This is a genomic window from Microbulbifer taiwanensis (assembly GCF_014904815.1).
Classification (GTDB): Bacteria; Pseudomonadota; Gammaproteobacteria; order Pseudomonadales; family Cellvibrionaceae; genus Microbulbifer; species Microbulbifer taiwanensis.
Map to the genome: position 1 here is coordinate 58,422 of NZ_JACZFR010000014.1, position 23,102 is coordinate 81,523.

The window sequence follows — 23,102 nt, forward strand, 5'->3', positions numbered from 1 at the left end:
TTTAGCCATTTATGGGTCGAGGATTAAACGGCATTTTCATGACAAATATATGACGGGTGTAAAGGGATCCCCAACGCGCTCTCACTTGAGCAGGTAGTGGAAGAAAATTCCGGCAAAGATCGACGCGCCGACCCAGTTGTTATTCAGGAAGGCGCGAAAGCAGGCGTTTCTTTCCCTATCCCGCACCAGCCACTGTTGATAGGCGAAGAGTGCGGCGGCGCCGACCAGCCCGGTGTGGAAGGCCGCGGCCAACTCGAAGCGCTGGCCGACCAGCAGCAGTGCGAACAGCACCAGCAACTGCAGGGTGCCGGTCATGGCCCTGTCCAGTTCGCCGAACAGAATCGCGGTGGACTTGACCCCTATCTTGAGGTCGTCATCCCTGTCCACCATCGCGTAGAAGGTGTCGTATGCGACTGTCCACAGCAGGTTGGCCGTGTACAGCAGCCAGGCCAGGGGCGGCACCTCGCCGGTTGTGGCGGCGAAGGCCATGGGGATACCCATGCTGAAGGCGGCCCCCAGTACCAGCTGCGGCAGGTGGGTGTAGCGCTTGGCAAACGGGTAGCAGAAGGCGAGCGCCAGCGCCCCCAGGGACAGCAGGATCGTCGGGCGGTTGGTGGTCAGCACCAGTGCGAAGGCGACCAGGCTGAGGCCGGCGAAGAGCGCCAGCGCACCGCGGGGGGTGACGCTGCCAGTGGCCAGCGGCCGCGCCGCGGTGCGCTTTACGTGGCCGTCGATATGGCGGTCGGCATAGTCGTTGACGGCGCAGCCGGCGGCGCGCATCAGCAGTACGCCGAGGGTGAATACCGCAAACAGGTGCAGCCCCGGCCAGCCGCCGGCTGCCAGCCACAGGGCCCACCAGGTGGGCCACAACAGCAGCAGCGAGCCTATGGGTCTGTCCAGGCGCGCCAGTTGCCAGTAGGGCAGTGCGGCGGGCCAGCGCTGGGATAGTTGTTGGCTGATCACGGGCAACTCTCTCCTGTCGTTTCGCTTCTACTCTGTCTCGGCGCAGGTCTCGGCTTTCGCCAGCGGTGCCCGCTCGGGTCGGAAGTCGCTGAGAAAGGTCTCGGATACCAGCAGTGGCTTGTCCCGCAGCCAGAAGGTGGAGCGGCGCCCCCAGGCGCTGTCGCCCTCCCCGGCCAGCTCAGCCAGCCGGCAGTGTGGGTTGCGGCGCAGCTGGTTCAGCACTATGGGCCCGCGGCGGATATCCGGCTCGCCGAACAGCAGTTCTCCCAATGGCCGGCTGTCGAGGCTGCGCAGGTAGCGCGACCTGCCCTGCAGACTGCGCATCGGCAATACGCTGCGGGCGTAGACCCAGGGCAGGCCACAGCCGAACAGCAGCACCTCCCGCACCAGGGCGCGGCTGCGATCGCGCAGCTCCAGTGCCCGGCGCTCCTCCAGTCGCGGCTGCTGCCAGCTCTGGCTCAGCACCTGCACGCGAAAATCGCCGGCGGAGAGCTGTTTCAGTGCCGCCGTCAGCGAGCCGGGGTGCAGCAGCCAGGGCAAGAGCGCGGCCGGTGGTTGTCGGTGCAGGGATTCCAGGGGCTGTGCCAGCCAGTCGCCGCTCGGCTCGAAGGGAGATTCAAAGGGAGATTGGTACAACGGCAGCTCCGCGATTTCGCAAAGGGGCATTGTACAGTGGTCAGTGGCCAGTGGTCAGTGGCTGTTGACCACTGGCCACTCATCACTGACCACGGCATTTGCTATAGTGCTCGGCTGCAACGAAAACAACGAATTCAATCGAGAAGCTGTCCCATGGGTCTTACCACCAGAATCCTGATCGCAATGCTGGCCGGCATTGTGTTCGGTGCACTGCTCAATTTCCTCAATGCCAGCCAGCTGCTCGGCAGCGGCGCCACCGGCGCCATCAACAGCTACCTGACCGGGGGCCTGTTCGATATCGTCGGCCGCATCTTTATCGCCTCGCTGAAACTGATGGTGGTGCCGCTGGTGCTGGTGTCTCTGGTGTGCGGCGCCTGCGCCCTGTCCGAGGGCAGCCGCATAGGCCCTCTGGCAGGCAAGACGGTGCTTCTCTACCTGCTCACCACCGCGGTGGCCATTACCCTGGCGCTGTGTATGGCGCTGATCATTCAGCCGGGCGTGGGTGTGGATGTGGCGCCGGGCGGGGCCTTCGTGCCCAAGGAGTCCCCGCCGCTGTCCGATGTGCTGGTGAATATCTTCCCCACCAACCCGGTGGCGGCGATGGCCCAGGGTAATATGCTGCAGATCATCGTCTTCGCGCTGCTGATGGGCTACGCGATTTCCCGCTGCGGCGAGCCGGGCGAGCGCATCGCCGCCTTCTTCAATGACCTCAATGAAGTGGTACTGCGCATGGTGGGGGTGCTGATGGTGTTTGCCCCCTACGGCGTCTTTGCGCTGCTGGCAAAGACTTTCGCCGAGCTGGGCATGGAATTCATACTGGATCTGGGCAAGTACTTCCTGGTGGTGCTGGCGACCCTGTTGCTGCACGCGTTCGGCGTCTACTCGCTGCTGTTGAAACTCTTGTCTGGGTTGAGCCCGATAGAGTTGTTCAAGAAGATGCGCCCGGCGCAGGTGTTTGCATTCAGCACCGCCTCCTCCGCTGCCACCATTCCGGTGACCCTGTCCACGGTGGAAAAGCGCATCGGCGTGGATAACAAGGTGGCAGCCTTTACGGTGCCCCTGGGAGCCACCATCAATATGGACGGCACCGCGATCATGCAGGGGGTGGCCACGGCCTTTATCGCGCAGATGTACGGTATCGAAATCGGGGTGATGGGATACCTGACCGTGATACTGACCGCGACCCTGGCCTCGGTGGGCACTGCCGGTGTACCCGGCGTCGGCCTGATTATGCTGGCGATGGTACTGCAGCAGGTGGGGCTGCCGCTGGAGGGTATCGCCATAGTGATGGGCGTCGACCGACTGCTGGACATGGTGCGCACCGCAGTGAACATCACCGGCGATTCGGTGGTGAGCGCTGTTGTGGCAAAGAGCGAGGGCGCCCTTTCCGAGGAAATCTTCTACGACCGCAATTACGACAGCGTGGCCAATGGCGGTGCGGTTACTGCAAGCAGTTAGTGCCAACAGGCCCTTGCGGCTTGGGGGCAGCGGCGAGTGGTCGGGCAACCGACCGCTCGCCTCTTATCACTAACCACTCAATAGATCGCGCAGCTCGCCTGCCTCCAGGTCGTCCTCGATCTCTTCGAGAACTTCCTCCACCATTTTCGACAGCGCCAGCTTGATGGCGTCCTCGGTCGTGTCCTCGGCAGAGTCGCCGTTCTTTGGCGATTTGACCAGGTATTTTTCCCGGATCTTCAGCTCGGTGATATCCAGGCTGCGCTCGCGCAGGGCGCGGTCGGCAAGGCTCCTGATCTGGTAGTGAAAATTGCCGGACAGCTCGATAGTGCCCCGCTCCAGATCGTAAGTATCTCCGGCCCGCAGGTCGCTGAAATGCTTGACCACGGTGATTTCAAGCCGGTTTTGCAGGGTCAGCAGCCCCTCCGTGTCCACCAGGGGAATCTCCTCCTCGATAAAGAATTCCCGCAGCTGGGCGCCGAGTGCCTGCTCCAGGTGCTGGCGGTATTTGCTCAGCGCTGCCTCCTTCATCGCACTGAGACCGCCGCCCTCGCCCGCCTGGGCCAGCAGCAGTGCCAGGTTGGCGCTGTTGACCGGCATGGGTACATCGAGTTGAATTTCGGTGGGGGTGATATGGAGGCTGGGATTCTGTTCGTCGCCGCCAATGCCGAGGAAACCGCCCTGGGCGTGCACGATGGAACCGGTGGAAAACAGCAGCAGGCCGGCCAGCGCCAGCCCGTGGGTAGTGGATCTCATCACCTGACTCTCCCTGAGTTCTTATAGTTGATCAAAGCGGCGAATGTATTTCGCTCTTTTACTTCTCTCTGGAACCCAAGGCTGCCACTACCGCGAGGCAGTGGCAAAAAATTCGGTGACTGATTGGTCGGATTTGTGCTTCTGTGATATCTGCCGCAGATCCCGGAGGCGATGTCTGCTGGACGGCGACTGCCTCAGAGTGCGGCCAGCTCGCGCAGTGTATCCGCCTCCAGCTGGTCCTCGATGCGATCCTGCAACCGCTTCACCACCTCGGCCAGGGCCTCGGTGATGGCCTCGTCGGTGCTGTCCTCGACCTCGCCGCCGTCGTGGGGCGTTTTTACCCGGTAGTTTTCCCGCACCCGCAGCTCGCCGATATCGATGCGCCGCTCGCGCAGTGGCTGGCCGGCGGCGTTCTGCAGCTGGTAGCGAAACTCGCCGGCCAGCCCCAGGCTGCCGCGCTCCAGCTCGTAGCGGTCGGAGTTCTTGAGGTCGCTGAGCTGCTTGCTGACGGTAATATCGACAAAACTGTGCAGTGTCAGCAGGCCGCCCTCCCGCAGCAACGGCACCTCCTCGTCCGCAAAGAATTCTTCCAGCCGGCGGTGCAGTTCGCGGCGCAGCTGGTCGCTGAACTTCTGCGCCGCCTTCTCTTTTAGCGCGCTGAGGCTGTTACCGCTGCCAGCCTGGGCCAGCAGCAGGGCCAGGTTGTTGCCATGGACCGGTGTGGGCACGTCCACGGCTATCTGCGCCGGGGCCAGGGTCAGGCTGGGCGTCTGTTCGTCGCCGCCGATACCGAGAAAGCCGCCCTGGGCGCTGGCGGAGCTGTTGAAACACAGGAACAGCAGACCGATCTGGATCAGCCTGCCCGGTGATGGGTAGTGCACGAGACTCTCCCTGAGATCCCTCATAGTTATCGCTGTTATCGGAGTGCCGGCATTTTCTTGTATTGGCGCCGGTGATATCAGGCTGCCACTGGCGGCGGCACAGCGCAAAAATATTGGTGACCAGAACTCTGGATCTGGTGCTGGAGTTCGACCGGGAGGTCAGGCTTCGGCGAAGCGCGGTTTGTTCTGTAGCCAGCGCGCCACCAGCTGGCGGCGCTGGTCTTCCTGTAGCGACGGGGCGGCGGCGATTCTCTGCACCTGCGGCAGCAGCTGCGCATCCCGTTGCAGGTCGGCGATGCGGTGCTGTATCTCGCCGGTCTGGCGGGTGCCGAGTATCTCGCCGGGGCCGCGCAGGCGCAGGTCCTCCTCGGCGATGGCGAAACCGTCGCTGTGTTGGCGCAGCGCCTGCAGCCGTGCGCGACCATTCTGGGACAGGGGCGTGCCGTAGAGCAGTACGCAATGGCTGGCGATGGAGCCGCGCCCGACGCGGCCGCGCAGCTGGTGCAGCTGTGCCAGGCCGAGGCGCTCCGGATTCTCGATAATCATCAGGCTGGCGTTGGGCACGTCGACGCCCACCTCTATCACCGTGGTCGCCACCAGCAGATCCACCTCGCCGGCCTTGAAGGCACTCATGACCCGCTCCTTCTCGTCGGGTTTGAGGCGACCGTGTACCAGCGCAACGCGAACCCCGTCCAGGGCCCCGGCCAGCTCGCTGGCGGTGGACTCGGCGGCCTGGGCCTGCAGGCTCTCGGATTCCTCGATCAGGGTGCAGACCCAGTAGGTCTGGCGGCCCTCGGTGACGGCGCCCTGCACCCGCTCCACAACCTGGTCGCGGCGCTCATTGGAGATGGCCACGGTATTGATCGGCTGGCGCCCGGGGGGCAGTTCGTCGATCACGGAGCAGTCCAGGTCGGCGAAGGCCGACATGGCCAGGGTGCGCGGAATCGGCGTCGCGGTCATGATCAGCTGGTGCGGCTGCAGCCTGCCGGTCGCACCGCTGGCGGCGCCCTTTTCCCGCAGTTCGAGGCGCTGGCGCACGCCGAAGCGGTGCTGCTCGTCGATGATAACCAGGGCCAGATTGTGAAAGATCACCTCGGGCTGGAAGAGTGCGTGCGTGCCCACTACCAGTTGCGCCTCGCCGCCGGCGACGGCGGCAAGCTGGGTGCGGCGCTCGGCGGCCTTGAGGCTGCCGGTCAACTGGGCCACCCGGATACCGAGGGGTTCCAGCCAGCCGCAGAAATTGCGCCTGTGCTGTTCGGCGAGAATCTCCGTTGGCGCCATCACCGCCACCTGGGCGCCGGCACCTATGGCTTTCAGGGCCGCCATGGCCGCCACCAGTGTCTTGCCGGCACCCACATCTCCCTGCAGCAGCCGCATCATCGGCCGCGAACGGGCGAGATCCTGCGCTATCTCCCCACAGACCCGCTGCTGTGCGCCGGTCAGTGCGAACGGCAGCCGCGCAAGGAAATCCCGCTCCAGGGCCTCGTTGGCCGGCAGCGGCGGTGCGGAAATGGCCGAGTTGCTGCGCCGCAGCTCCAGCAGACTCAGGTGGTGGGCCAGCAGCTCCTCCAGCGCCAGCCGTTGCTGCGCCGGGTGCATGCCCTCGGCCAGCTGCGCCAGGTCGGCGCCGGCCGGTGGCGAGTGCAGGTATTGCAGTGCGCCGGCGAGCGGATAGCGCATCGATTCCGGCAGCAGCTCAACGGGCAGCAGCTCGGTCACGCCGTCGGACTCCAGCATGGCCAGCGCCTGCTGCACCAGGCCGCGCAATCGCCCCTGGCTGACACCCTCGGTCAGCGGGTAGACAGGCGTCAATGTATCGGGCCTGTCCGGCGCCTCGGTGCCGACGATCTCCGTTTCCGGGTGGTACAGTTCCAGACCGGCAGCGCCGCGGCGCGCCTCGCCGTAGCAGCGCAGGCAGGCGCCGCGGGCGAAGCGATTTTTCTGCGCGGCGGTGAAATGAAAGAAACGCAGGGTAATGGTGCCGCTGCCGTCCTGCAGCCGCACCACAAGGCTGCGGCGGCGACCGAACACCACATCGGCAGCGCGCACCTCGCCCTCGATCACCGCGTCCACACCGGGCATCAGCGCGGCGATTGGAGTCACGCGGGTGCGATCCTGGTAGCGCAACGGCAGGTGGAACAGCAGGTCCTGCACCGTGGCGATATGCAGCTTCGCCAGCACCTGGGCGAACTTGTCGCCCACGCCCTTGAGGGTGGTGATCGACAGATCCGCCAGTTGCTTTACCGGTTGCTCAGTTGGCACTGGTCTCTGTTCCTCGCTCAATTGGCACTGGGCTTTTTATTCGTCGCTCAACTGGCACTGGCCTCTCTATTCCTCGCTCAACTGGCACTGGCCTATGGCCTCGCGCAGTATGTCGATGGCGCGGTGGCGCGGGAAGCTGGCGCGCCAGGCCAGGGCCACGGTGCGCCTGGGACTCGGCGGCGCAAAGGGGCGGGTCTCCAGCAATCCGCTGGCGTACTGTGAGGCGGTGGCGGCGGACAGCGGCAGCACGGTGATGCCGAGGCCGGAGGCGACCATATGGCGCAGCGTCTCCAGGGAGCTGCCGTCGGCGGCGGTGCGGATATGGCCGTTGCCGGCCTCCTTTTCGATCGACTGCTGCAGTTGCGGGCAGGCCTCCAGCACCTGGTCGCGAAAGCAGTGGCCCTCGCCGAGCAGCAGCACATTGTCCTGGGACAGCTGCTCCGGGGAGATACTCTGCTGCTCCGCCAGCGGATGGCCGGCCGGCATCAGCACCACGAAGGGCTCGTCGTATAGCGGCTGGGTGACCACATCCGGCTCGGTAAACGGCAGCGCGATGATGATCGCGTCCAGCTCGCCCTTGCGCAGCCGCTGGCGCAATGTGGCGGTATAGCCCTCCTCCACGTAGAGTGGCATATCCGGGGCCAGCCGCTGCAACTGTGGGATAAAGTGCGGGAACAGGTAGGGGCCGATGGTAAATATTGCGCCGACCGACAGCGGGCTGGCCAGCTGGTCCTTGCCGGCGCTGGCGATATCCTTGATCGCCGCCGACTGCTCCAGTACCAGCTGCGCCTGGGCGACGATGCGCTCGCCCAGCGGCGTCGCCTGAACCCGGGTCTTGGAGCGCTCGAACAGCGCCACACCCAGCTCCTTTTCCAGTTTTTTGACCGCGATGGACAGGGTCGGCTGGCTGACATAGCAGCGCTCGGCGGCGCGGCCGAAATGCTGCTCCTGGGCCAGGGTCACTATGTAGCGCAATTCATTGAGTGTCATGGTATAGACAATTAGCTGCTTGCAGGTAATAGCAATTATTCATAAATAATAGCCGCTGGCCAATGGGACGGGTGACTGCGTATACCGCCGCCAGCGATTAGGAAATTTTGCTATTAATGGGATGATTTCTGCGATAAAGGCGCAAAATTTTGCTATATGTGTAAGGACACATTGAGCGGAGTATCGCCATGGGTATTTTCTCCTGGATTATTCTCGGTCTGATCGCCGGCGCGCTGGCGAAATGGATAATGCCGGGGCCGGATCCCGGCGGTTGGATAGTCACCATGGTCATCGGCATAGTCGGTGCCTTTATCGGCGGCTGGCTGGGTTCCCTGGTCGGCATCGGTGGGCCAGTCACCGGCTTTGCACTCGGAGACATAGTGACCGCCACCGTCGGTGCCATCATATTGTTGTTCATCTATCGCATGCTGAAGCGGCGCGGTAATTAGTGTGGTTTTCAAGCCCGATACGGGGCCCAGGCCCCGTATCGGTGCCTGCAAAGCAGAATACCCGCACGAAAAAGCGGGATTAATTTTGTCGGGGATGCGGAGTTTCCGCGGACTATACTGTTGGAGTTTTTTCCTCGGGACTGTGTAACTCTACGAGGTTGAAGACTTTTTCAGCGGGGTTAATCAGGAAAAAAATAAAGGGGAATATGGCAAGGGGAGGCTGTTGCGGTTGGCACCCCCTGCCCTGACTGTTATGGCAAAAGAAAAACTTTGGATCTTTGGTTGCGGTGATCTGGGGGCGCGTCTGGCGCTGCAGCTGAATCGGCAGGAGTATGCCGTTTACGGTGTGCGGCGCAACCCGCTGGTAGCGCTGGCGAGCAAACGTCGCGCGGATGTAGTCAACTGGCGCCGCGGCGACGCCACCAAGAAGGAAGATATAGAGCGACTGCTGGGCGACGGCGCCGACGTGGTGCTCGCCACCTTCACCCCGGACGAACACACCCAGAGCGGTTACCACCGCGCCTATATCGATACCGCTACCGCACTGGCCGAGGCCCTGCCCAATTTAGCGCGACCGCCGCGCCTGCTGATCTGGGTGTCGTCGACCCGCGTTTACGGCCAGAGTGGCGACCAGTTTCTCGACGAGCAGACGCCGGCCATTCCCAGCGGTTTCCAGGGCGACATACTGCTGGCGGCGGAGGAAATTATCCGCAGCGCCGTACCGGGAACCTGCGTGGTGCGCTTCGCCGGTATCTACGGGCCGGGCCGCGACCGCCTGCTGTCACAGGTGCGCGCCGGCCGCTGCGCACCGCCGCAGCCGCCCCAGTTCAGCAATCGCATCCATGTGGACGACAGTATCGGTTTCCTGATTCACCTGATGGAAAAGCACAAGGCGGGCTGGTCTCCGGAACAGCTGTATATCGGCGCTGACAGCCTGCCGGTACCCATGTACGAACTGCAACGCTGGCTGGTCAAAGCCATGGGCTACACCGGCGCCCACCTGCGGGAAATCGTCGAGACCAGCGAGCGCCGTTCGAAGAAACTCAGCAACAGGCGCATGCTGGAGAGTGGCTACGAACTGAAGTACCCGGATTACAAGGTCGGTTACAGCGCCCTGCTGGAATCGGAGGGCTGAGTCGTGCGTTTAGCGAGCACCGCTCGCTGCGCGACTCAGCGACCGGCCAGGACGGCCGGGCCGGGGTGAGCTCCAGGGACGGCTGCTTGCGAAGAATCATCCCGCGCGCATAGCGAGCACCGCTCGCTGTGCGATTCAGCGACCGGCCAAGGACGGCCGGGGTGAGCTCCAGGGAGGGCTGCTTGCGAAGAATTATCCCGCGCGGGGAGAAGCTCTGCCCATCGAAATCCTGTTCCGCCCTTCGACCGTCTTTCCATGACTGCAAACAATCGCACCATCTGGCAAACCCCCAGGGCCGGCAATATCGCCAGGCTCAGCCAAAAAACCGAACCCCTGGGCTCCCTGGCCGCCGGCCGCATCCGCGTCGGCGTGCGTGCGGTGGGGCTCAATTTCGCCGATATCTTTGCCCTCACCGGGCTCTACTCCGCCACCCCGAGCGGTGCCTTTATTCCGGGGCTGGAGTTCGCCGGCACAGTGCTGGAAGCGGGTGCGAACACCGCCGGCTTTTCACCCGGAGATCGGGTGATGGGGGTGACCCGCTTCGGCGGCTACGCCTCTGTGATCGATAGTGAACCCGACTACCTGATACCGCTGCCGCACGGCTGGGATTTTGCCCGGGGTGCGGCCTGGCCGGCGCAGACGCTGACGGCCTGGTATGCGCTGACACGGCTCGGCGCCCTGCAGTCGGGCCAGAGAGTCCTGATCCACAGTGCCGCCGGCGGCGTGGGGTTGCAGGCGATGAAACTGGTCCGGGCACTGGGGGCAGAGCCGGTGGGCACCGTGGGTAGTGCGGACAAGGTCTCCCTACTCGGTGAACTGGGATTCGATTCAGTGCTGGTGCGGGAGAAGAGCTTTGCCCGGCAGTTGCGGCGCGAGGGTCTGAGATTCGATCTGGTCCTGGATGGGATAGGCGGAGCGGTGCAGAAAGCCAGCTTCGACGCGCTCAATCCGATGGGGCGGCTGGTGGTCTTCGGCGCGGCCGAGTTTACCCCGAAGGGGAATCGCCCCAACTACCTGAAGGCGGCCTGGCGCTACCTGCGCCGGCCGCGCTATGACGCCATGGAGATGATCAGCAGCAACCGCTCGCTGCTGGCTTTCAACCTGATCTGGCTGTGGGAGCAAAAGGCCCAGCTGAAAGTGTTGCTCACCGAATTGGGCGAGGTGCCGCTTTCGCCGCCGCTGGTCGGGCACCGCTTTTTATTCGATGATGCCCACGCGGCGCTGGAGCTGCTGCGCTCTGGGCGGTCGGTAGGCAAGGTGGTGTTGGACGTGCCTCATCAATGCGAAATAAGGCGTGGCCGGATCTCAGTAAATGGCTAAGCTCGTTGCCATCCGATAGTCAGATCGCGGCCACCGGCGAATGGCCGCCCCGCCGCTCCTACTTGAAGACGCCCGATCGCGTATTCCGCACTCCGCATTCCGCGTTCATCATTTAAATGACCATCACCCCTTCCGCCTCAAACAGCGCACCCTTCGGCAGCTCTTTTACACCCACCGCCGCACGCGCCGGGTAGGGTTTCTGGAAGAATTCCGCCATCACTTCATTCACTGTGGCGAAGTCGCTGAGGTCGGTCAGGTAGAGGTTCAGCTTGACGATATCATTCAGGGATCCGTTGGCCGCCTCGCACACGGCCTGCAGGTTTGTGAAGACCTGGCGGGCCTGGGCGGCGAAATCGCCGGCAATGATTTCCATGCTCTGCGGATCCAGCGGTATCTGCCCGGACAGGTAAACGGTGTTGTCGACCTTGACCGCCTGGGAATAGCTGCCGATTGCGGCCGGGGCCCTGTCTGTCTTGATCACGGCGCGGTTGGGCATGAGTCACTCCGGTACTTTCCTAAAAGACTGAAAACGGGTTTGCTGAAAAAGAAAGCCGGCAAATATAGCGCGCTTCGCCGGGGAATGGGAGCGGGGCGATTCGAGAAAGTGTCACTTTTGCTTGTTCCGAGAAAACAGGCAGGGGTTTGTCACGTTTTCGTTATGGTCGCGCTATGCGAATCACCGATGGCAGGTTGCGCAGCCGCTTCATTACCCGGGCCAGGTGTACACGGCTGCCGACTTCGAGGGTCATGGCGATCACACTATTGTGGGCATCCTTCTCGTCCACGTGTATCTGCTCGATGCTGGCGCCCTCCTCGGTGATGCGGGTGGCGAGTCGCGCGATGATGCCGCGCTCGGATTCCACTTCCACGCGCACATCGCCGAGGAACTCGCCCTTCACATCCGGCGACCAGTTCACCAGCATGATGTTTTCCGGGTGCTCGCGGAATTCATTGGTATTGCGGCAGGTATCCCTGTGCACCACCACACCCTTGCCGGAACTGATATGGCCGATGATGGTGTCGCCGGGAATCGGGCGGCAGCAGCGCGCGAAACTGATCAGCATGCCCTCCTGGGCGTCGATGGTCAGCGGTGAGGAGATATGGCTGGCCTCTGTTTCCTCGCTGCCCTCCGGGGCCAGCAGCTTGGCCGCGGAGAAGGCCACCTTGTTGCCGAGACCAATTTCCTCCAGCAGCTTCTCCAGAGTCGCGCACTTGGTCTCCTGCAGGCCCTTTTCCAGCTGCTCCGCGGTCAGGTCCTCGAGACGGGTATTGAATTTGCCCAGGGCCTTTTCCAGCAGGCGCCGGCCCAGGGCCACGGAATCGTGGTGGCGCTGGTGCTTCAAATAGTGGCGTATTGCACTCCTGGCCTTGGCGGTGACGACGAAATTGAGCCAGTTGGGATTCGGCTGCGCATTCTTGCGCGTGAGAATCTCCACCTTCTGCCCGCTCTCCAGCGGCTGTGACAGCGGTGCCAGGCGCTGGTTGATGCGCACCGCGACACAGGAGTTGCCTATGTCCGTATGCACCGAATAGGCGAAGTCCACCGCGGTGGCGCCGGCGGGCAGGTCGACGATCTTGCCCTTGGGCGTGAAGACGTAGACCTCGTCCGGGAAGAGGTCGATCTTGACGTTCTCGATAAACTCCAGCGAGTCGCCGGCGCGCTGCTGCATCTCCAGCAGGCCCTGTACCCAGCGGCGTGCGCGCACCTGGCTGGTGCCGCCGGTATTGATCACCTCGTCGCCGGAGGCCTTGTACAGCCAGTGGGCGGCGATGCCGCTGTTGGCCATCTCGTCCATTTCCTTGGTGCGCACCTGCACTTCGATGGGCACGCCGTGCATGCCCAGCAGCACCGTGTGCAGCGACTGGTAGCCGTTGGATTTGGGGATGGCGATATAGTCCTTGAACTCGCTGATCACCGGTTTGTAGAGGTTGTGCATCACACCCAGCACCCGGTAGCAGGCGTCCACACTGTCGACGATGATGCGGAAGGCGTAGACGTCCATGATTTCCTTGAACGACTTCTTCTTCGCGCGCATCTTCTGGTAGATGCTGTAGAGGTGTTTCTCGCGGCCGATCACCAGTGCGTCAATGCCCTCCCGCTGCAGGCGCAGCTCTATCGCGTTCTGGATCTTCTCCAGGAGTTCCTTGCGGTTGCCGCGCGCCGCTACCAATGCTGCGCGCAGGCGGCTGGCGCGCAGTGGGTATATGGCGAAGAAGGCGCGGTCCTCGAACTCGATGCGCACGTCGTTCATGCCCAGGCGATTGGCGATGGGGGCGTAGATCTCCAGGGTCTCGCGGGCGATGCGCGCGCGCTTCTGCGGCTTCAGTGCGCCCAGGGTGCGCATGTTGTGCAGCCGGTCCGCCAGCTTGACCAGTATCACGCGGATATCCCGCGCCATGGCCAGGGCCATCTTCTGGAAGTTTTCCGCCTGTTTCTCCGCCGGGCTGTCGGTCTCGAACTGGGTCAGCTTGGAGACGCCGTCCACCAGGTCCGCCACCTCGTCGCCGAACTGTTCCGCCAGCGCCGCCCGCGGAATACCGGTGTCTTCGATCACGTCGTGGAGCATGGCCGCGGCCAGGCTCTGGTGATCCATATGCATGCCCGCCAGTATGGTGGCGACCGCTAGGGGATGAGTGACATAGGGTTCGCCGGAGCGGCGCTGCTGGCCGTCGTGGGCCTGTTCCGCATAGAAATAGGCGCGGCGGACACTCTGGATCTGGTCGGGGGGGAGATAGGAAGAGAGGCGGTGGGCCAGACTATCGATGGTGTGCAAAACCGCGCGCGCCTCTCTATAGGATTCCCGTCAATGGATTCCGGTCGGTGGATAACTCAGGGGATATTCAGATTTCCTGGTCGGACAGGTAAACCGGGGCTGCGGACTGTACCGGCGCCTCTTCCTCTTCCGGCTCGTCGAGGATGCCGGCGTCTACCAGGCCCTCTTCAATCTCGCGCAGGGCGATTACCGTGGGCTTGTCGTTTTCTTCGGGAACCAGGGGATCCCTGCCGCCGGTGGCAATCTGGCGGGCGCGCTTGCTGCCCACGATTACGAGTTCGAAGCGGTTGTCGACGTGCTCGAGGCAATCTTCAACAGTAATACGTGCCATAAACTTTCGGTTCCATCATTAACAGTGCCCGGCTGGGCGAATTCGGTACCGGCCTGAAGGCCGCGGGACCGGGGATTCTACCGCACCGCGGAGTGTACGTAAATCGATCAGCCGGTGCCGGGGCGCCCGGATTACGCGCGCTTCAACAGCGCCTGCAGCAAGTCCCCGCAACGCTCCTGCTGGTGTTTCAGGCGCTGGCGCTGGGCGATCACGATGGCACGCAGCTCGTGCAGCGCCTGGTCGAAGTTGTCGTTGATCACCAGGTAGTCCGCCTCCACATAGTGGGACATTTCGTCGATGGCCTGTTCCATGCGCCGCTCGATGACGCTCTGTTCATCCTGGCCGCGACCGGTCAAGCGCTCGCGCAGTGCTTCCTGGGACGGCGGCAGTATGAAAATGCCCACCGTGCCCGGCATCAGCCGGCGCACCTGGGCGGCGCCCTGCCAGTCGATCTCGAGAATCACGTCGCGGCCGCTGGCCAGCGTCTCCTCGACCCACTCCTTGGAGGTGCCGTAATAATTGTCGCCATACACCTGCGCGTGCTCGAGGAAGGCGTCCCGGTCGAGCATCTGCAGGAATTCATCGCGGTCGACAAAGTGGTAGTTGACACCATGCTGCTCGCCCGGGCGCATGGATCTGGTGGTGTGGGACACCGACACGGTGACCTGGCTGTCGCCGTCCACCAGCGCCTTTACCAGGCTGGTCTTACCCGCACCGGAAGGTGCGGACACGGTATAGAGAGTTCCTGTTTGCACAACTGATCCTGCTGTTCCTATATCTGGCGGGCAAAGCGGGCATTATAACGGATGCAGTTGGGCGGGCGGGCAAAAGGCTGAACCCCGGCCGGGATGGGGGGGGAAGTGTTGGGAGTTTTCAGGAACGCCTACACCAAAAACCGCTTGGTGGCGGCGCCCCTGAGCCCGGCCGGGATCGCCCGGCGGAAGCTTTCCCCGACCACCACTTACCCCCTGTGATCGGGTTCACCTTCCTGTTGCTAATCGCTAACGACAGCGACTGTATCTTCTTTGTCAATAAAAGCCAACCACCACCAGATGAGCGCGCTGAGCAAAATATAGCCGGCCAGGGCGATGGAAAGTCCTGCCGATACCAGCGGTACGGCGGCCAGTGTCAGTGCCAGTCGCGCCAGTTCCGCGTAGCCGGCCAGGCGGTGGCCGTCGAGAATGCGGCCGTTGACGATCAGGCCGCACGCCAGCAGCGCCACCGCCGCCAGCTGTTGTCCATAGCTCATCTGTGCCGCATTCCACAGCAGCGCCAGGGTCGCACCCGAGTAGATCAGGTGCTGCAGCAGTGCATAGGCCCGCAGGCCGCGGCTTATCTGCGGGTCGAAGCGCTGGAAATTATCCAGGTCGCAGGAGGGCACCGGCATGGCCGCTTCCGCGTCCGCCGGGCGGTAGCCAGTGCGGCGGAACCAGAGGGTGAGCCTGTCCCACCAGCTTTTCGTGTGCCAGGCATCCAGGGCCATGCGCTTGTAGTGCTGCAGGTTGGCCGCCAGCGGGTCGAAGCTGTTCAGCGGCTTGCGCACGCCGTAGATGCAGGGCTCGTCTTCCAGTTCTTCCTGGTAGCTGCCGAACAGGCGGTCCCAGATGATAAAGACACCGCCGTAGTTGCGGTCCACATAGACCTTGTTCTGGGCGTGGTGTACGCGGTGGTTTGAGGGGGTGACGAATATCCACTCCATCCAGCGCACCTTGGGGAATTTCTGCGTGTGCACCCAGAACTGGTAGATCAGGTCGATGGCGCCGGCGGTGATCAACAATTCCGCTGGCAGGCCGATCAGCAACAGCGGCATATAGAAGATCCAGCCGATCGGCAGGCCGCCGCTGGGCTGGCGCAGCGCGGTGGTCAGGTTGTAGTCCTCGCTCTGGTGGTGCACCAGGTGGTCGGCCCAGAAGATATTGATCTCGTGGGCGATACGGTGCTTCCAGTAGTAGCAGAAGTCGTAGGCCACCACCGCCAGCAGCAGGTGCCAGCCGTTGTCCAGCGACCAGTTGAAACCCACCGTCTCATAGTAGGGCTGCAGCAGTTGATACAGCGGGATATAGATGACCAGTAACAGGCCTGTGCGCACCAGGCCGGTGATGCGGCTCAGTACGCCGGCACTCAGGCTGCCGATTGCATCGTTCAGCCGATACAGGCCCCAGCCGCGCCAGCGGTCCAGTGCCAGCTCCACCAGTACTGAAATCAGGAAGAAGGGAATGGCGAGGGTGACGAGACTCACGGGCACCTCATTTATTGTTATCAGGTCGAATTCTGGTCACTTTGCCACAGGCCCCTGACGGCGCCTAGGCGATGAAGGGTGTAATTTTAAAATCCGTTAGGCATTTTTCCGGCACATACAAAAAGGGGCGGCCAATTGGCCGCCCCTTCTGTCTTTCAGCAGGTCGCTACTGGCTGGCCTGCGCGTCCAGGGTCACTCCGGAGTATGAGGAATAGCCGCGGATGCTGATATACCAGGTACCCGCAGATGGATTGCTGAAGCTGCAGGTCTCGTTGTTGCCGTTCCGGTAGGGTCGACAGTCGTAGCTGCCGGTAGTGGGCTGGCTGCCGAAACGCACATAGAGGTCGCCGTCGCCGCTGCCGCCGGACATCTGCACGTCCAGGGAGGACATTCCGGCATTCACGTCCAGGGTGAAATGCTGCCAGGAGCCCTGGCTGCCGGACAGGTTGCTTTCGGTCCAGCCTGTCTCACCGCCGCTGCCGCCCTCGTCGAAGCTGCCCACCAGGCTGACGCCGGAGAAGCTGCTATAGGCGCGCACCATCACATGGTAGGTGCCGGCCTGCACATTGGAGATGCTGCAGGTCTCGTTGTTGCCGTTCAGATAGGGGCGGCACTCATAGCTGGAGGTGGTCGGCGCCGAGCCGAATTGCACATAGAGGTCTGCATCGCCGCTGCCGCCGGAAATCTGGAACTCCAGGTTGGAGGCGCCGGCAGGCACTTCCAGGGTGAAGTGGAGCTCCTGGCCGCTGCTGGCGGACAGGCCGGTCTCGGCCACGCCGTTTTCCAGCTCGCCGTCGCCCGGACCGGGATCACCGCCACCGTCACCGGCCGCGGCCACGGCCGCGGCGGCATCGACGATGCCGGAACCGCACTGGCTGCAGGAAGCCGGGAAGCTGCGCGCGGTGCTGGTCAGGATCGATTCGATCTCGGTCGGGGTCAGTGTGCCATCCACCGCGTAGAGCAGCGCCGCGGCGCCGGCCACATGGGGGGTGGCCATGCTGGTGCCCTGGTAGAAGGCATAGTTGTCGCTGCCCGGTCCCTGGGAGCCACTGTTCAGGGTTGAGAGCACACCATTGCTGGAGACGGAAGTGTCGCCGCCGGGTGCCGCTACATCCACCACGCTACCGTAGTTGGAATACCAGGCGCGGCCGCCCGAGCGGTCTACGGAAGCGACGGTCACGACACCGGAGCAGTTGGCCGGGGTGGCGTTGCTGGCGTTGGTGTTGGAGTTGCCCGCGGCCACCACCACGGTAGCGCCCAGGTTGCGCGCAGTATTGATCGCGTTCTGGGTGGTGCTGCCGCAGCTACCGCTGCCGCCGAGGCTCAGGTTCAGCACCTGGGCCGGGTTGGCGTTGGCGGGCACACCGCTGACAGAGCCACCGGCGCCCCAGATGATGGCATCGGCGATGTCGGAGGTGTAGCCACCACAGCGACCCAGTACCCGAATGGGCACTACCTTGGCCTTGTAGGCCACACCGGCGATGCCGATGCCATTGTTGGTGGCAGCGGCAACGGTACCGGCCACGTGGGTGCCGTGCCAGCTGCTGTTGCTGGCCGGTGAACCGGAGTAACAGGCGCCGGCCGGGGCCCAGTCGCCCGGGTCACTGGCATCGCTGTCGCGACCGTTGCCGTCCTGTGCCACGGTGGTGTCGGAGATCATGTCGTAGCCGGGCAGCAGGTTGTCTACCAGGTCCTCGTGGGGGCGGTAGCCGGTGTCGATGACGGCGACCACCACGCCCTCACCCTGGGTGGTGTCCCAGGCGGTCGGCAGGTTGAGTCCGCCGGTGGACTCGAAATAGTGCCACTGCTGGTTGTAGCTGGGATCGGTGGGGGTGGCCATCGGCTGCAGCAGCAGATCCGGCTCGGCGTACTCGACGTTGGGATCCTGCTGCAGGCGGCTGATTATCGCCGCCAGGTCGGCATTGCCCCGTCGTCTGTCCAGGCGCATCAGTTGCGCGCCTGTGGCCAGGCGACGCATATGACGCATCTCGGCTCCGGCGACGCGCGAGGCTTGTGCCATGGCCGACTGCGACATACTGGCCGCCGCAGCCATCTGGGTGGTGTTTTTGTACTTGACGATGATGCGGTCGGTTACCGGCTGTGCACTGGCGGGCATCGCCGCCGGGTTGCTGGTTTCCACGGCGTGAGTTGCGAGCGGTGCCGCGCACAACAGGGAAACTGCGCTCAGCAGGGCTGATTTATGCAGCAGGTTTCTGATTGGAAATTTCATTGTTGCTAGGATCTCCGTAATTATTTTTATCGGTCGCGCCGGTTCGATATGCCGTCGCGCCTTGCTACCTCTGATACCTCGCTAAACAGGCTCGCCCGCCGGTGCCTGGCGAAAATTTTCCGCCAGAGCTTCCGGCGTGGCACCGCCCGCAGTTGCACCTGCGGCACTGTTTGCCGCAGATAGAGTGCTGGTGCGGCACAAAAGACGCGCCTTACAAAAGGATAAATATCCTAATGTATGTCTATAACGGAGACATAACTCTTTACCTCAGTTGCTGGACGGGACAATATTTTGAATTAGGCGCCAAACGCCAATTTTATAGGGTACTGTCGTGCCAGTCTGAATTCTGGTGAGAAGTGGGTCGCGGCCGCGTTGCGAAACAGGGACTGCCGTGCACCTTTGCGGTGCGCGCAGAGGGTGAGAAAAAGCAGCGGGGAAACAGTTCCTCTGGGGGCCTGTCGTGAAGGAAGGAAGTGCGACGAAGCAGAATGCTCAGGGAAATCAATCGAAATTAATTCGATTCTCTGCGACGGGAGTTGTCAAGTTTTAACGCCGGCGCTGCGGTCATCGCTCTATGAATTCACCGCTGCGAATCTGCACCGGGTGCAGAGGGGGGCGCCCGCAACCTGCCCTAGGTGTCTGTCCCCCGGTTTTTGGCTTCAATCCAGCGACTCATAAATTCCTCGGCGCGGTACTCGGTGCGCCTGAGGATGCGCCCCCAGATCTGTCGGTTGCGATGTGCCTCCAGGTTTGCGGCGATACTTTCCAGGCGCTCGATAAACGCCGCGGCATGTTGCCGATAGGAAAACCCGGTTTCGAGCGCCTGGTTGCCGGCGTCGCGGGCACTGAACCAGGCAACCCTGTCTTGATATAGGTGTGCGGTGGTTGCCGCAAACTGTTCCGGGTCATCGCTCAGTGGATAGCCCCAGGTCTCCTCGGCAGCCATGGACTCGGCGCCGACAGGGGTGGTGACCGCGGGCGTGCCGACGAGCCAGCCGTCCAATATCTTGCCTTTCTGTCCGGCCCCGAAGCGCAGCGGTGCCAGGTTCAGCCGATAGCGCGCCAGTGTGGCCAGCGCATCCTCGGTGCGCCCATACACCCGCAGCCCCGCCGCCGGATCATTCAGGCGCTGCATGGCGTGATCGGCGTAGGCGCCATAGAGGTGGCACTCCACACCGGGCAGCAGCGGATGCAGCTGCGGCCAGATCTCCCGGGCAAACCAGGTGGCGGCATCGCGGTTGGGCGCGTGTTTGAAACCCCCGATCATGACCAGGTGTCGACGCTCGTCGAAGCCTGGCAGGGCCTTGGGGTCGGGCAGATCCCGCACCAGAAATGGCAGGTAGTGCAGCTGCCAGTCAGGCAGGCAAAAGTGCTGCTTCAGCAGTGCGACTTCGACCTGGGAGATCATCACGGTGAGGTCGCAGCGCGCCATGGCAGCGACTTCGCGTTCGGCGGTGGGGTGGAACAGGTTTACCGGCTGGCCGCTTTTGAGCGCCTGGTGACGGGCCTCGCGCAGGCTGTGAAAGTCGCTGGTGTCGAGCAGTGTCAGTGCGCCCGGGCAGTGCTCTCGCACCCGCCAGCCGAACTGCTCCTCCATCACGAAGCGATCGTAGATCACCAGTGTGGGATTCAGTGCGCGCACCCATTGATCGAAGCTGGCGTCATTGACCGCTATGCGGTGCTCGCCGTAGCCGGTCCTGGCCTGAAAGGGCGTCGGCTGGGCCGGGCTTGCGATCTCCACGCGATAGCCGGCCTCGGCGAGCAGGTCGAGAATATCCAGCGTGCGCCGGCCCGCGGCGGTCGAGGCGGGCTCGGGCCACTGCTTGGCCAGCAGTAGCGCGCTTTTTACCGGTGCGCTCACGGTCTGGTCGCGCCATCTGGCCGCGCTGCGTGCAAAAGAGAAAGGCGGGCGGCCGGGATTGTTCCGGGGGGCATGGCGGGCGAAGAGCTTATGCCGGGCGCGTTGCAGTACATCTGTTGCGGTTTACCTAGAGGCTACTCGATATTCTGTACCTGCTCGCGCATCTGCTCGATCAGTACCTTCAGCTCCACTGCCGCCTGGGTGGTATCGGTAACCACGGACTTGGACGACAGGGTGTTGGCCTCGCGGTTGAACTCCTGCATCAGGAAATCCAGCCGCCGCCCTATGGCGCCGCCGCCGGCGAGTACGCGACGGGTCTCAGCGACGTGGGCGTCGAGGCGGTCCAGCTCCTCGTCCACGTCGGCTTTCTGCGCCAGCAGTACGATTTCCTGTTCCAGCCGGTCCCGATCCAGCTCGCCGAGCAGTTCCTCCAGGCGCGTGCGCAGTTTCTCCCGCTGGGCCTGCAGTATCTGCGGCAGCAATTCGCGTACCTGTTTTACCTGCATCTCGATGCCTTCCAGGCGCGCCTCGATAAATTTGCGCAGCTCCGCTCCCTCGCGTCCGCGATTGGCACAGAGTTGCTCCAGTGCCTCGCCGAAGGCCTGCATTGTCGCGGCGGACTGCTGTTCGGCATCCGTCTCCGGTTCTGCGATTACGCCCGGCCACTGCAGGATCTGCAGCGGGTTGAGGGGCGCGGTGTCCAGGCCGGGCGCCACCTGCCCGGCCGCCTGGACCAGCGCCTGTGCCAGTGGTTGGTTGATCTCCAGGCCGGTGGTTTCCACGTTGCTCGGCTTCAGGGTCAGGGTGAGTTCCAGCTTGCCGCGGGACAGGGTTTTGCGCAGGGTGTCACGCAGCTGGGTTTCCAGCGGACGTGCGGCTTCGGGCAGGCGGAAGTGGGGTTCCAGGTAGCGGTGATTGACCGAGCGCAGCTCCCAGATGGCCGTGCCGGTAGCGTAGGGCGCCTCGGCGCGGCCGAATGCCGTCATACTGCGCACTTTGTTTTCAACCCTGGCCATAGTCGCTCCCCTGCAGGCGTATTCTGTCAATCGGCTGATGTTCGGTATCGGCGGCCGGGCATCATAGCACAGCCGATCGGCCTGCCCGGATGGGGTATATAATGCAGCGCTTTGAGCAGAAAAAACTGAGGTGAACCATGCAGCGTCCCAGCGGCCGCGCGCCAGCGCAACTTCGCTCCATCCGAATTACCCGCAACTACACCCGCCACGCGGAGGGTTCGGTACTGGTGGAGTTCGGCGATACCAAGGTGTTGTGTAACGCATCTGTGGCCAGCGAAGTGCCGCGCTTCCTGCGCGGCCAGGGCAGTGGCTGGATTACCGCGGAGTACGGTATGTTGCCCCGTTCGACCGGATCGCGCATGCCGCGTGAGGCGGCCAAGGGCAAGCAGAGCGGCCGCACCGTGGAAATCCAGCGCCTGATCGGCCGCTCCCTGCGCGCAGCGGTGGACCTGGAACTGCTGGGGGAAAACCAGATCACCCTCGACTGCGATGTGATCCAGGCGGACGGCGGCACCCGCACCGCGGCCATCACCGGTGCCTGCGTGGCCCTGGTCGACGCGCTGCGCGTCATGCAGCGGGACAAGGCCCTCACCACCGACCCGCTGAAGAACCTGGTTGCGGCTGTTTCGGTGGGTATCTATGACGGCGAGCCGGTGCTGGACCTGGATTACCCGGAGGACAGCAGTGCCGATACCGACATGAACCTGGTGATGGCCGCAGACGGCGGCATGATTGAGGTTCAGGGCACCGCCGAGGGCGCGCCCTTTACCGAAAAGCAATTCGCGCAGATGCTGGCGCTGGGCAAGGCGGGGATTGAGGAGCTGGTCGCGCTGCAGAGGAAGGCGCTGGAGGAATAGTATTGAATGCGGAGTGCGGAATGGCATCTCTGCGCTTCAGGGCTTCCGCCGCCGCTCCGATCGCGGCCAGCGGTCGTCCAGGTGGCGATCAGCTAGATCGCGTATTCAGCATTCCGCATTAGACTTCCAGGTCGTAATCCATAATCACCGGCAGGTGGCTGGAGAAATCGACGTTCTTGTTGATGGCGCCGTACTCGATGCGGTTTTTCAGCGTGTGTGACACTATCTGCATGTCCGTGCGCCAGCCATCGCCCTCGCCCGCATTGCCGCTCGGCCACCAGGTGAATTCGTCCGCGTCCTTGACCACTTTGCGGAAGGCGTCGACGTAACCGATCTCGTTGAACAACTGGTCCAGCCAGCGCTGCTCGTGGCGCATAAAGCCGGGTGTGTCCTGGTGATCCTGCCAGTTCTGCACGTCGGCGCGGCGGTGCGCCATGCCCCAGTTGCCACAGAAGATGAAGTCGCGGCGTTTGCGGCTGATCTTGTGCAGGTGCGCCTGCATGTCGTCGAAGAACTGCACCTTCTTCTCCAGGGTGGGCTCGTCGCCGGCCGTCGGCGCCAGCAGCGAGCCGACGCTGAGGCGCTCGAAATCCGCCTGCAGGTAGCGCCCGTACATATCTTCGCCGTTGGCGAAGCCCATGCCGAAGATGATCGCCTTGGGCTGGCTGCGGGTATAGATGGCCACGCCATTCTCATGCGGCGTACCGGAATCGAAGAAGTAGCTGTAATAGCCGTCGGGGTGAAAGATCGGGTGGTCCAGCTCCGGCTCCAGGGAGCGCAGATCCTGCAGACAGATGATATCCGCGTCCTGATCCGCCAACCAATCGTAGAGGCCGCGCTGTGCCGCCTGATGAACGCCGTCTACCGACAGACTCACTATTCGCATTATTAGCCCCTTACCAGCGGACTGTGTATGATTACTAGCATTATTACTGTCACTCTCCGAC

Annotated in this window: 20 protein-coding genes; 5 read left to right on the top strand and 15 right to left on the bottom strand. The window is 63.2% G+C overall.

Annotated features, from left to right (window positions below; translation table 11 throughout):
• Nucleotides 1-81: 81 nt before the first annotated feature.
• Together ubiA and IG627_RS05285 are read right to left on the bottom strand one after the other, a co-directional pair.
• Nucleotides 82-969, bottom strand: coding sequence for a 4-hydroxybenzoate octaprenyltransferase (gene ubiA / locus IG627_RS05280; RefSeq protein ID WP_226864741.1), 888 nt, complete (start codon nucleotides 967-969; stop codon nucleotides 82-84).
• A gap of 21 nt (nucleotides 970-990) precedes the next feature.
• Entirely contained in the window at nucleotides 991-1,599 is a 609-nt protein-coding gene (locus tag IG627_RS05285; protein ID WP_226864742.1) for a chorismate--pyruvate lyase family protein, read from the bottom strand.
• A gap of 153 nt (nucleotides 1,600-1,752) precedes the next feature.
• Between IG627_RS05285 and IG627_RS05290 the strand changes: the two genes are divergently transcribed.
• Nucleotides 1,753-3,057, top strand: coding sequence for a dicarboxylate/amino acid:cation symporter (locus IG627_RS05290; protein WP_193190704.1), 1,305 nt, complete (start codon nucleotides 1,753-1,755; stop codon nucleotides 3,055-3,057).
• Nucleotides 3,058-3,126: 69 nt separating this feature from the next.
• Here IG627_RS05290 and IG627_RS05295 read toward each other — a convergent pair whose 3' ends face one another.
• From IG627_RS05295 to IG627_RS05310, 4 genes are all read right to left on the bottom strand, one after another.
• A complete protein-coding gene (locus tag IG627_RS05295; RefSeq protein ID WP_193190706.1) occupies nucleotides 3,127-3,813 on the bottom strand; it encodes a hypothetical protein in 687 nt (228 codons plus the stop codon).
• Between the two features lie 191 nt (nucleotides 3,814-4,004).
• The gene (locus IG627_RS05300) at nucleotides 4,005-4,691 is read right to left on the bottom strand and encodes a hypothetical protein (protein ID WP_193190708.1); all 687 of its coding nucleotides are present in this window, start codon (nucleotides 4,689-4,691) and stop codon (nucleotides 4,005-4,007) included.
• A 159-nt stretch (nucleotides 4,692-4,850) separates the two neighbouring features.
• Nucleotides 4,851-6,953 (bottom strand): ATP-dependent DNA helicase RecG, encoded by a 2,103-nt coding sequence (gene recG, locus IG627_RS05305; RefSeq protein ID WP_193190711.1) that lies wholly within the window; start codon nucleotides 6,951-6,953, stop codon nucleotides 4,851-4,853.
• Nucleotides 6,954-7,019: 66 nt separating this feature from the next.
• Entirely contained in the window at nucleotides 7,020-7,943 is a 924-nt protein-coding gene (locus tag IG627_RS05310) for a hydrogen peroxide-inducible genes activator (protein WP_193190713.1), read from the bottom strand.
• A gap of 188 nt (nucleotides 7,944-8,131) precedes the next feature.
• On the opposite strand from IG627_RS05310, the gene IG627_RS05315 reads away from it, so the two are divergent.
• From IG627_RS05315 to IG627_RS05325, 3 genes are all read left to right on the top strand, one after another.
• On the top strand, nucleotides 8,132-8,392 hold the full coding sequence (locus IG627_RS05315; protein WP_193190715.1) for a GlsB/YeaQ/YmgE family stress response membrane protein: 261 nt from the start codon (nucleotides 8,132-8,134) through the stop codon (nucleotides 8,390-8,392).
• A gap of 253 nt (nucleotides 8,393-8,645) precedes the next feature.
• Nucleotides 8,646-9,527, top strand: a complete 882-nt coding sequence (locus IG627_RS05320) for an NAD-dependent epimerase/dehydratase family protein (protein WP_193190717.1) — start codon at nucleotides 8,646-8,648, stop codon at nucleotides 9,525-9,527.
• A 255-nt stretch (nucleotides 9,528-9,782) separates the two neighbouring features.
• Complete coding sequence (locus tag IG627_RS05325) at nucleotides 9,783-10,847, top strand: zinc-binding dehydrogenase (RefSeq protein WP_193190719.1); 1,065 nt, start codon at nucleotides 9,783-9,785, stop codon at nucleotides 10,845-10,847.
• A 112-nt stretch (nucleotides 10,848-10,959) separates the two neighbouring features.
• On the opposite strand, the gene IG627_RS05330 is transcribed toward IG627_RS05325, so the two are convergent.
• The 8 genes from IG627_RS05330 to IG627_RS05365 form a co-directional block, all read right to left on the bottom strand.
• On the bottom strand, nucleotides 10,960-11,343 hold the full coding sequence (locus IG627_RS05330; protein ID WP_193190721.1) for a RidA family protein: 384 nt from the start codon (nucleotides 11,341-11,343) through the stop codon (nucleotides 10,960-10,962).
• A 160-nt stretch (nucleotides 11,344-11,503) separates the two neighbouring features.
• Nucleotides 11,504-13,621, bottom strand: coding sequence for a bifunctional GTP diphosphokinase/guanosine-3',5'-bis pyrophosphate 3'-pyrophosphohydrolase (gene spoT, locus IG627_RS05335; protein ID WP_193190723.1), 2,118 nt, complete (start codon nucleotides 13,619-13,621; stop codon nucleotides 11,504-11,506).
• Nucleotides 13,622-13,688: 67 nt separating this feature from the next.
• Nucleotides 13,689-13,952 (bottom strand): DNA-directed RNA polymerase subunit omega, encoded by a 264-nt coding sequence (rpoZ, locus tag IG627_RS05340; RefSeq protein WP_193190725.1) that lies wholly within the window; start codon nucleotides 13,950-13,952, stop codon nucleotides 13,689-13,691.
• Nucleotides 13,953-14,083: 131 nt separating this feature from the next.
• On the bottom strand, nucleotides 14,084-14,707 hold the full coding sequence (gmk, locus tag IG627_RS05345) for a guanylate kinase (protein ID WP_193190726.1): 624 nt from the start codon (nucleotides 14,705-14,707) through the stop codon (nucleotides 14,084-14,086).
• A gap of 239 nt (nucleotides 14,708-14,946) precedes the next feature.
• A complete protein-coding gene (locus tag IG627_RS05350; protein WP_193190728.1) occupies nucleotides 14,947-16,191 on the bottom strand; it encodes a sterol desaturase family protein in 1,245 nt (414 codons plus the stop codon).
• A gap of 166 nt (nucleotides 16,192-16,357) precedes the next feature.
• Nucleotides 16,358-18,421, bottom strand: a complete 2,064-nt coding sequence (locus tag IG627_RS05355; RefSeq protein ID WP_193190730.1) for a S8 family peptidase — start codon at nucleotides 18,419-18,421, stop codon at nucleotides 16,358-16,360.
• Nucleotides 18,422-19,052: 631 nt separating this feature from the next.
• Nucleotides 19,053-20,282: a glycosyltransferase gene (locus IG627_RS05360; RefSeq protein WP_193190732.1), complete on the bottom strand. Its 1,230-nt coding sequence runs from the start codon at nucleotides 20,280-20,282 to the stop codon at nucleotides 19,053-19,055.
• A 134-nt stretch (nucleotides 20,283-20,416) separates the two neighbouring features.
• Complete coding sequence (locus IG627_RS05365; protein ID WP_193190734.1) at nucleotides 20,417-21,298, bottom strand: YicC/YloC family endoribonuclease; 882 nt, start codon at nucleotides 21,296-21,298, stop codon at nucleotides 20,417-20,419.
• A 137-nt stretch (nucleotides 21,299-21,435) separates the two neighbouring features.
• Between IG627_RS05365 and rph the strand changes: the two genes are divergently transcribed.
• Nucleotides 21,436-22,155 (top strand): ribonuclease PH, encoded by a 720-nt coding sequence (gene rph / locus IG627_RS05370; protein ID WP_193190736.1) that lies wholly within the window; start codon nucleotides 21,436-21,438, stop codon nucleotides 22,153-22,155.
• Nucleotides 22,156-22,273: 118 nt separating this feature from the next.
• Here the strand turns inward: rph and IG627_RS05375 are convergent, their stop codons facing one another.
• Nucleotides 22,274-23,041 (bottom strand): exodeoxyribonuclease III, encoded by a 768-nt coding sequence (locus tag IG627_RS05375; RefSeq protein WP_193190738.1) that lies wholly within the window; start codon nucleotides 23,039-23,041, stop codon nucleotides 22,274-22,276.
• Nucleotides 23,042-23,102 lie beyond the last annotated feature (61 nt).

What these genes read in the sequence shown, in the direction of transcription:
- IG627_RS05310 (WP_193190713.1), bottom strand. Translation starts at nt 7,943, where the DNA reads ATGACACTCAATGAATTGCGCTACATAGTGACCCTGGCCCAGGAGCAG.
- IG627_RS05290 (WP_193190704.1), top strand. Translation starts at nt 1,753, where the DNA reads ATGGGTCTTACCACCAGAATCCTGATCGCAATGCTGGCCGGCATTGTG.
- IG627_RS05365 (WP_193190734.1), bottom strand. Translation starts at nt 21,298, where the DNA reads ATGGCCAGGGTTGAAAACAAAGTGCGCAGTATGACGGCATTCGGCCGC.
- IG627_RS05320 (WP_193190717.1), top strand. Translation starts at nt 8,646, where the DNA reads ATGGCAAAAGAAAAACTTTGGATCTTTGGTTGCGGTGATCTGGGGGCG.
- IG627_RS05355 (WP_193190730.1), bottom strand. Translation starts at nt 18,421, where the DNA reads ATGAAATTTCCAATCAGAAACCTGCTGCATAAATCAGCCCTGCTGAGC.
- IG627_RS05330 (WP_193190721.1), bottom strand. Translation starts at nt 11,343, where the DNA reads ATGCCCAACCGCGCCGTGATCAAGACAGACAGGGCCCCGGCCGCAATC.
- IG627_RS05325 (WP_193190719.1), top strand. Translation starts at nt 9,783, where the DNA reads ATGACTGCAAACAATCGCACCATCTGGCAAACCCCCAGGGCCGGCAAT.
- rph (WP_193190736.1), top strand. Translation starts at nt 21,436, where the DNA reads ATGCAGCGTCCCAGCGGCCGCGCGCCAGCGCAACTTCGCTCCATCCGA.
- IG627_RS05315 (WP_193190715.1), top strand. Translation starts at nt 8,132, where the DNA reads ATGGGTATTTTCTCCTGGATTATTCTCGGTCTGATCGCCGGCGCGCTG.
- rpoZ (WP_193190725.1), bottom strand. Translation starts at nt 13,952, where the DNA reads ATGGCACGTATTACTGTTGAAGATTGCCTCGAGCACGTCGACAACCGC.
- IG627_RS05375 (WP_193190738.1), bottom strand. Translation starts at nt 23,041, where the DNA reads ATGCGAATAGTGAGTCTGTCGGTAGACGGCGTTCATCAGGCGGCACAG.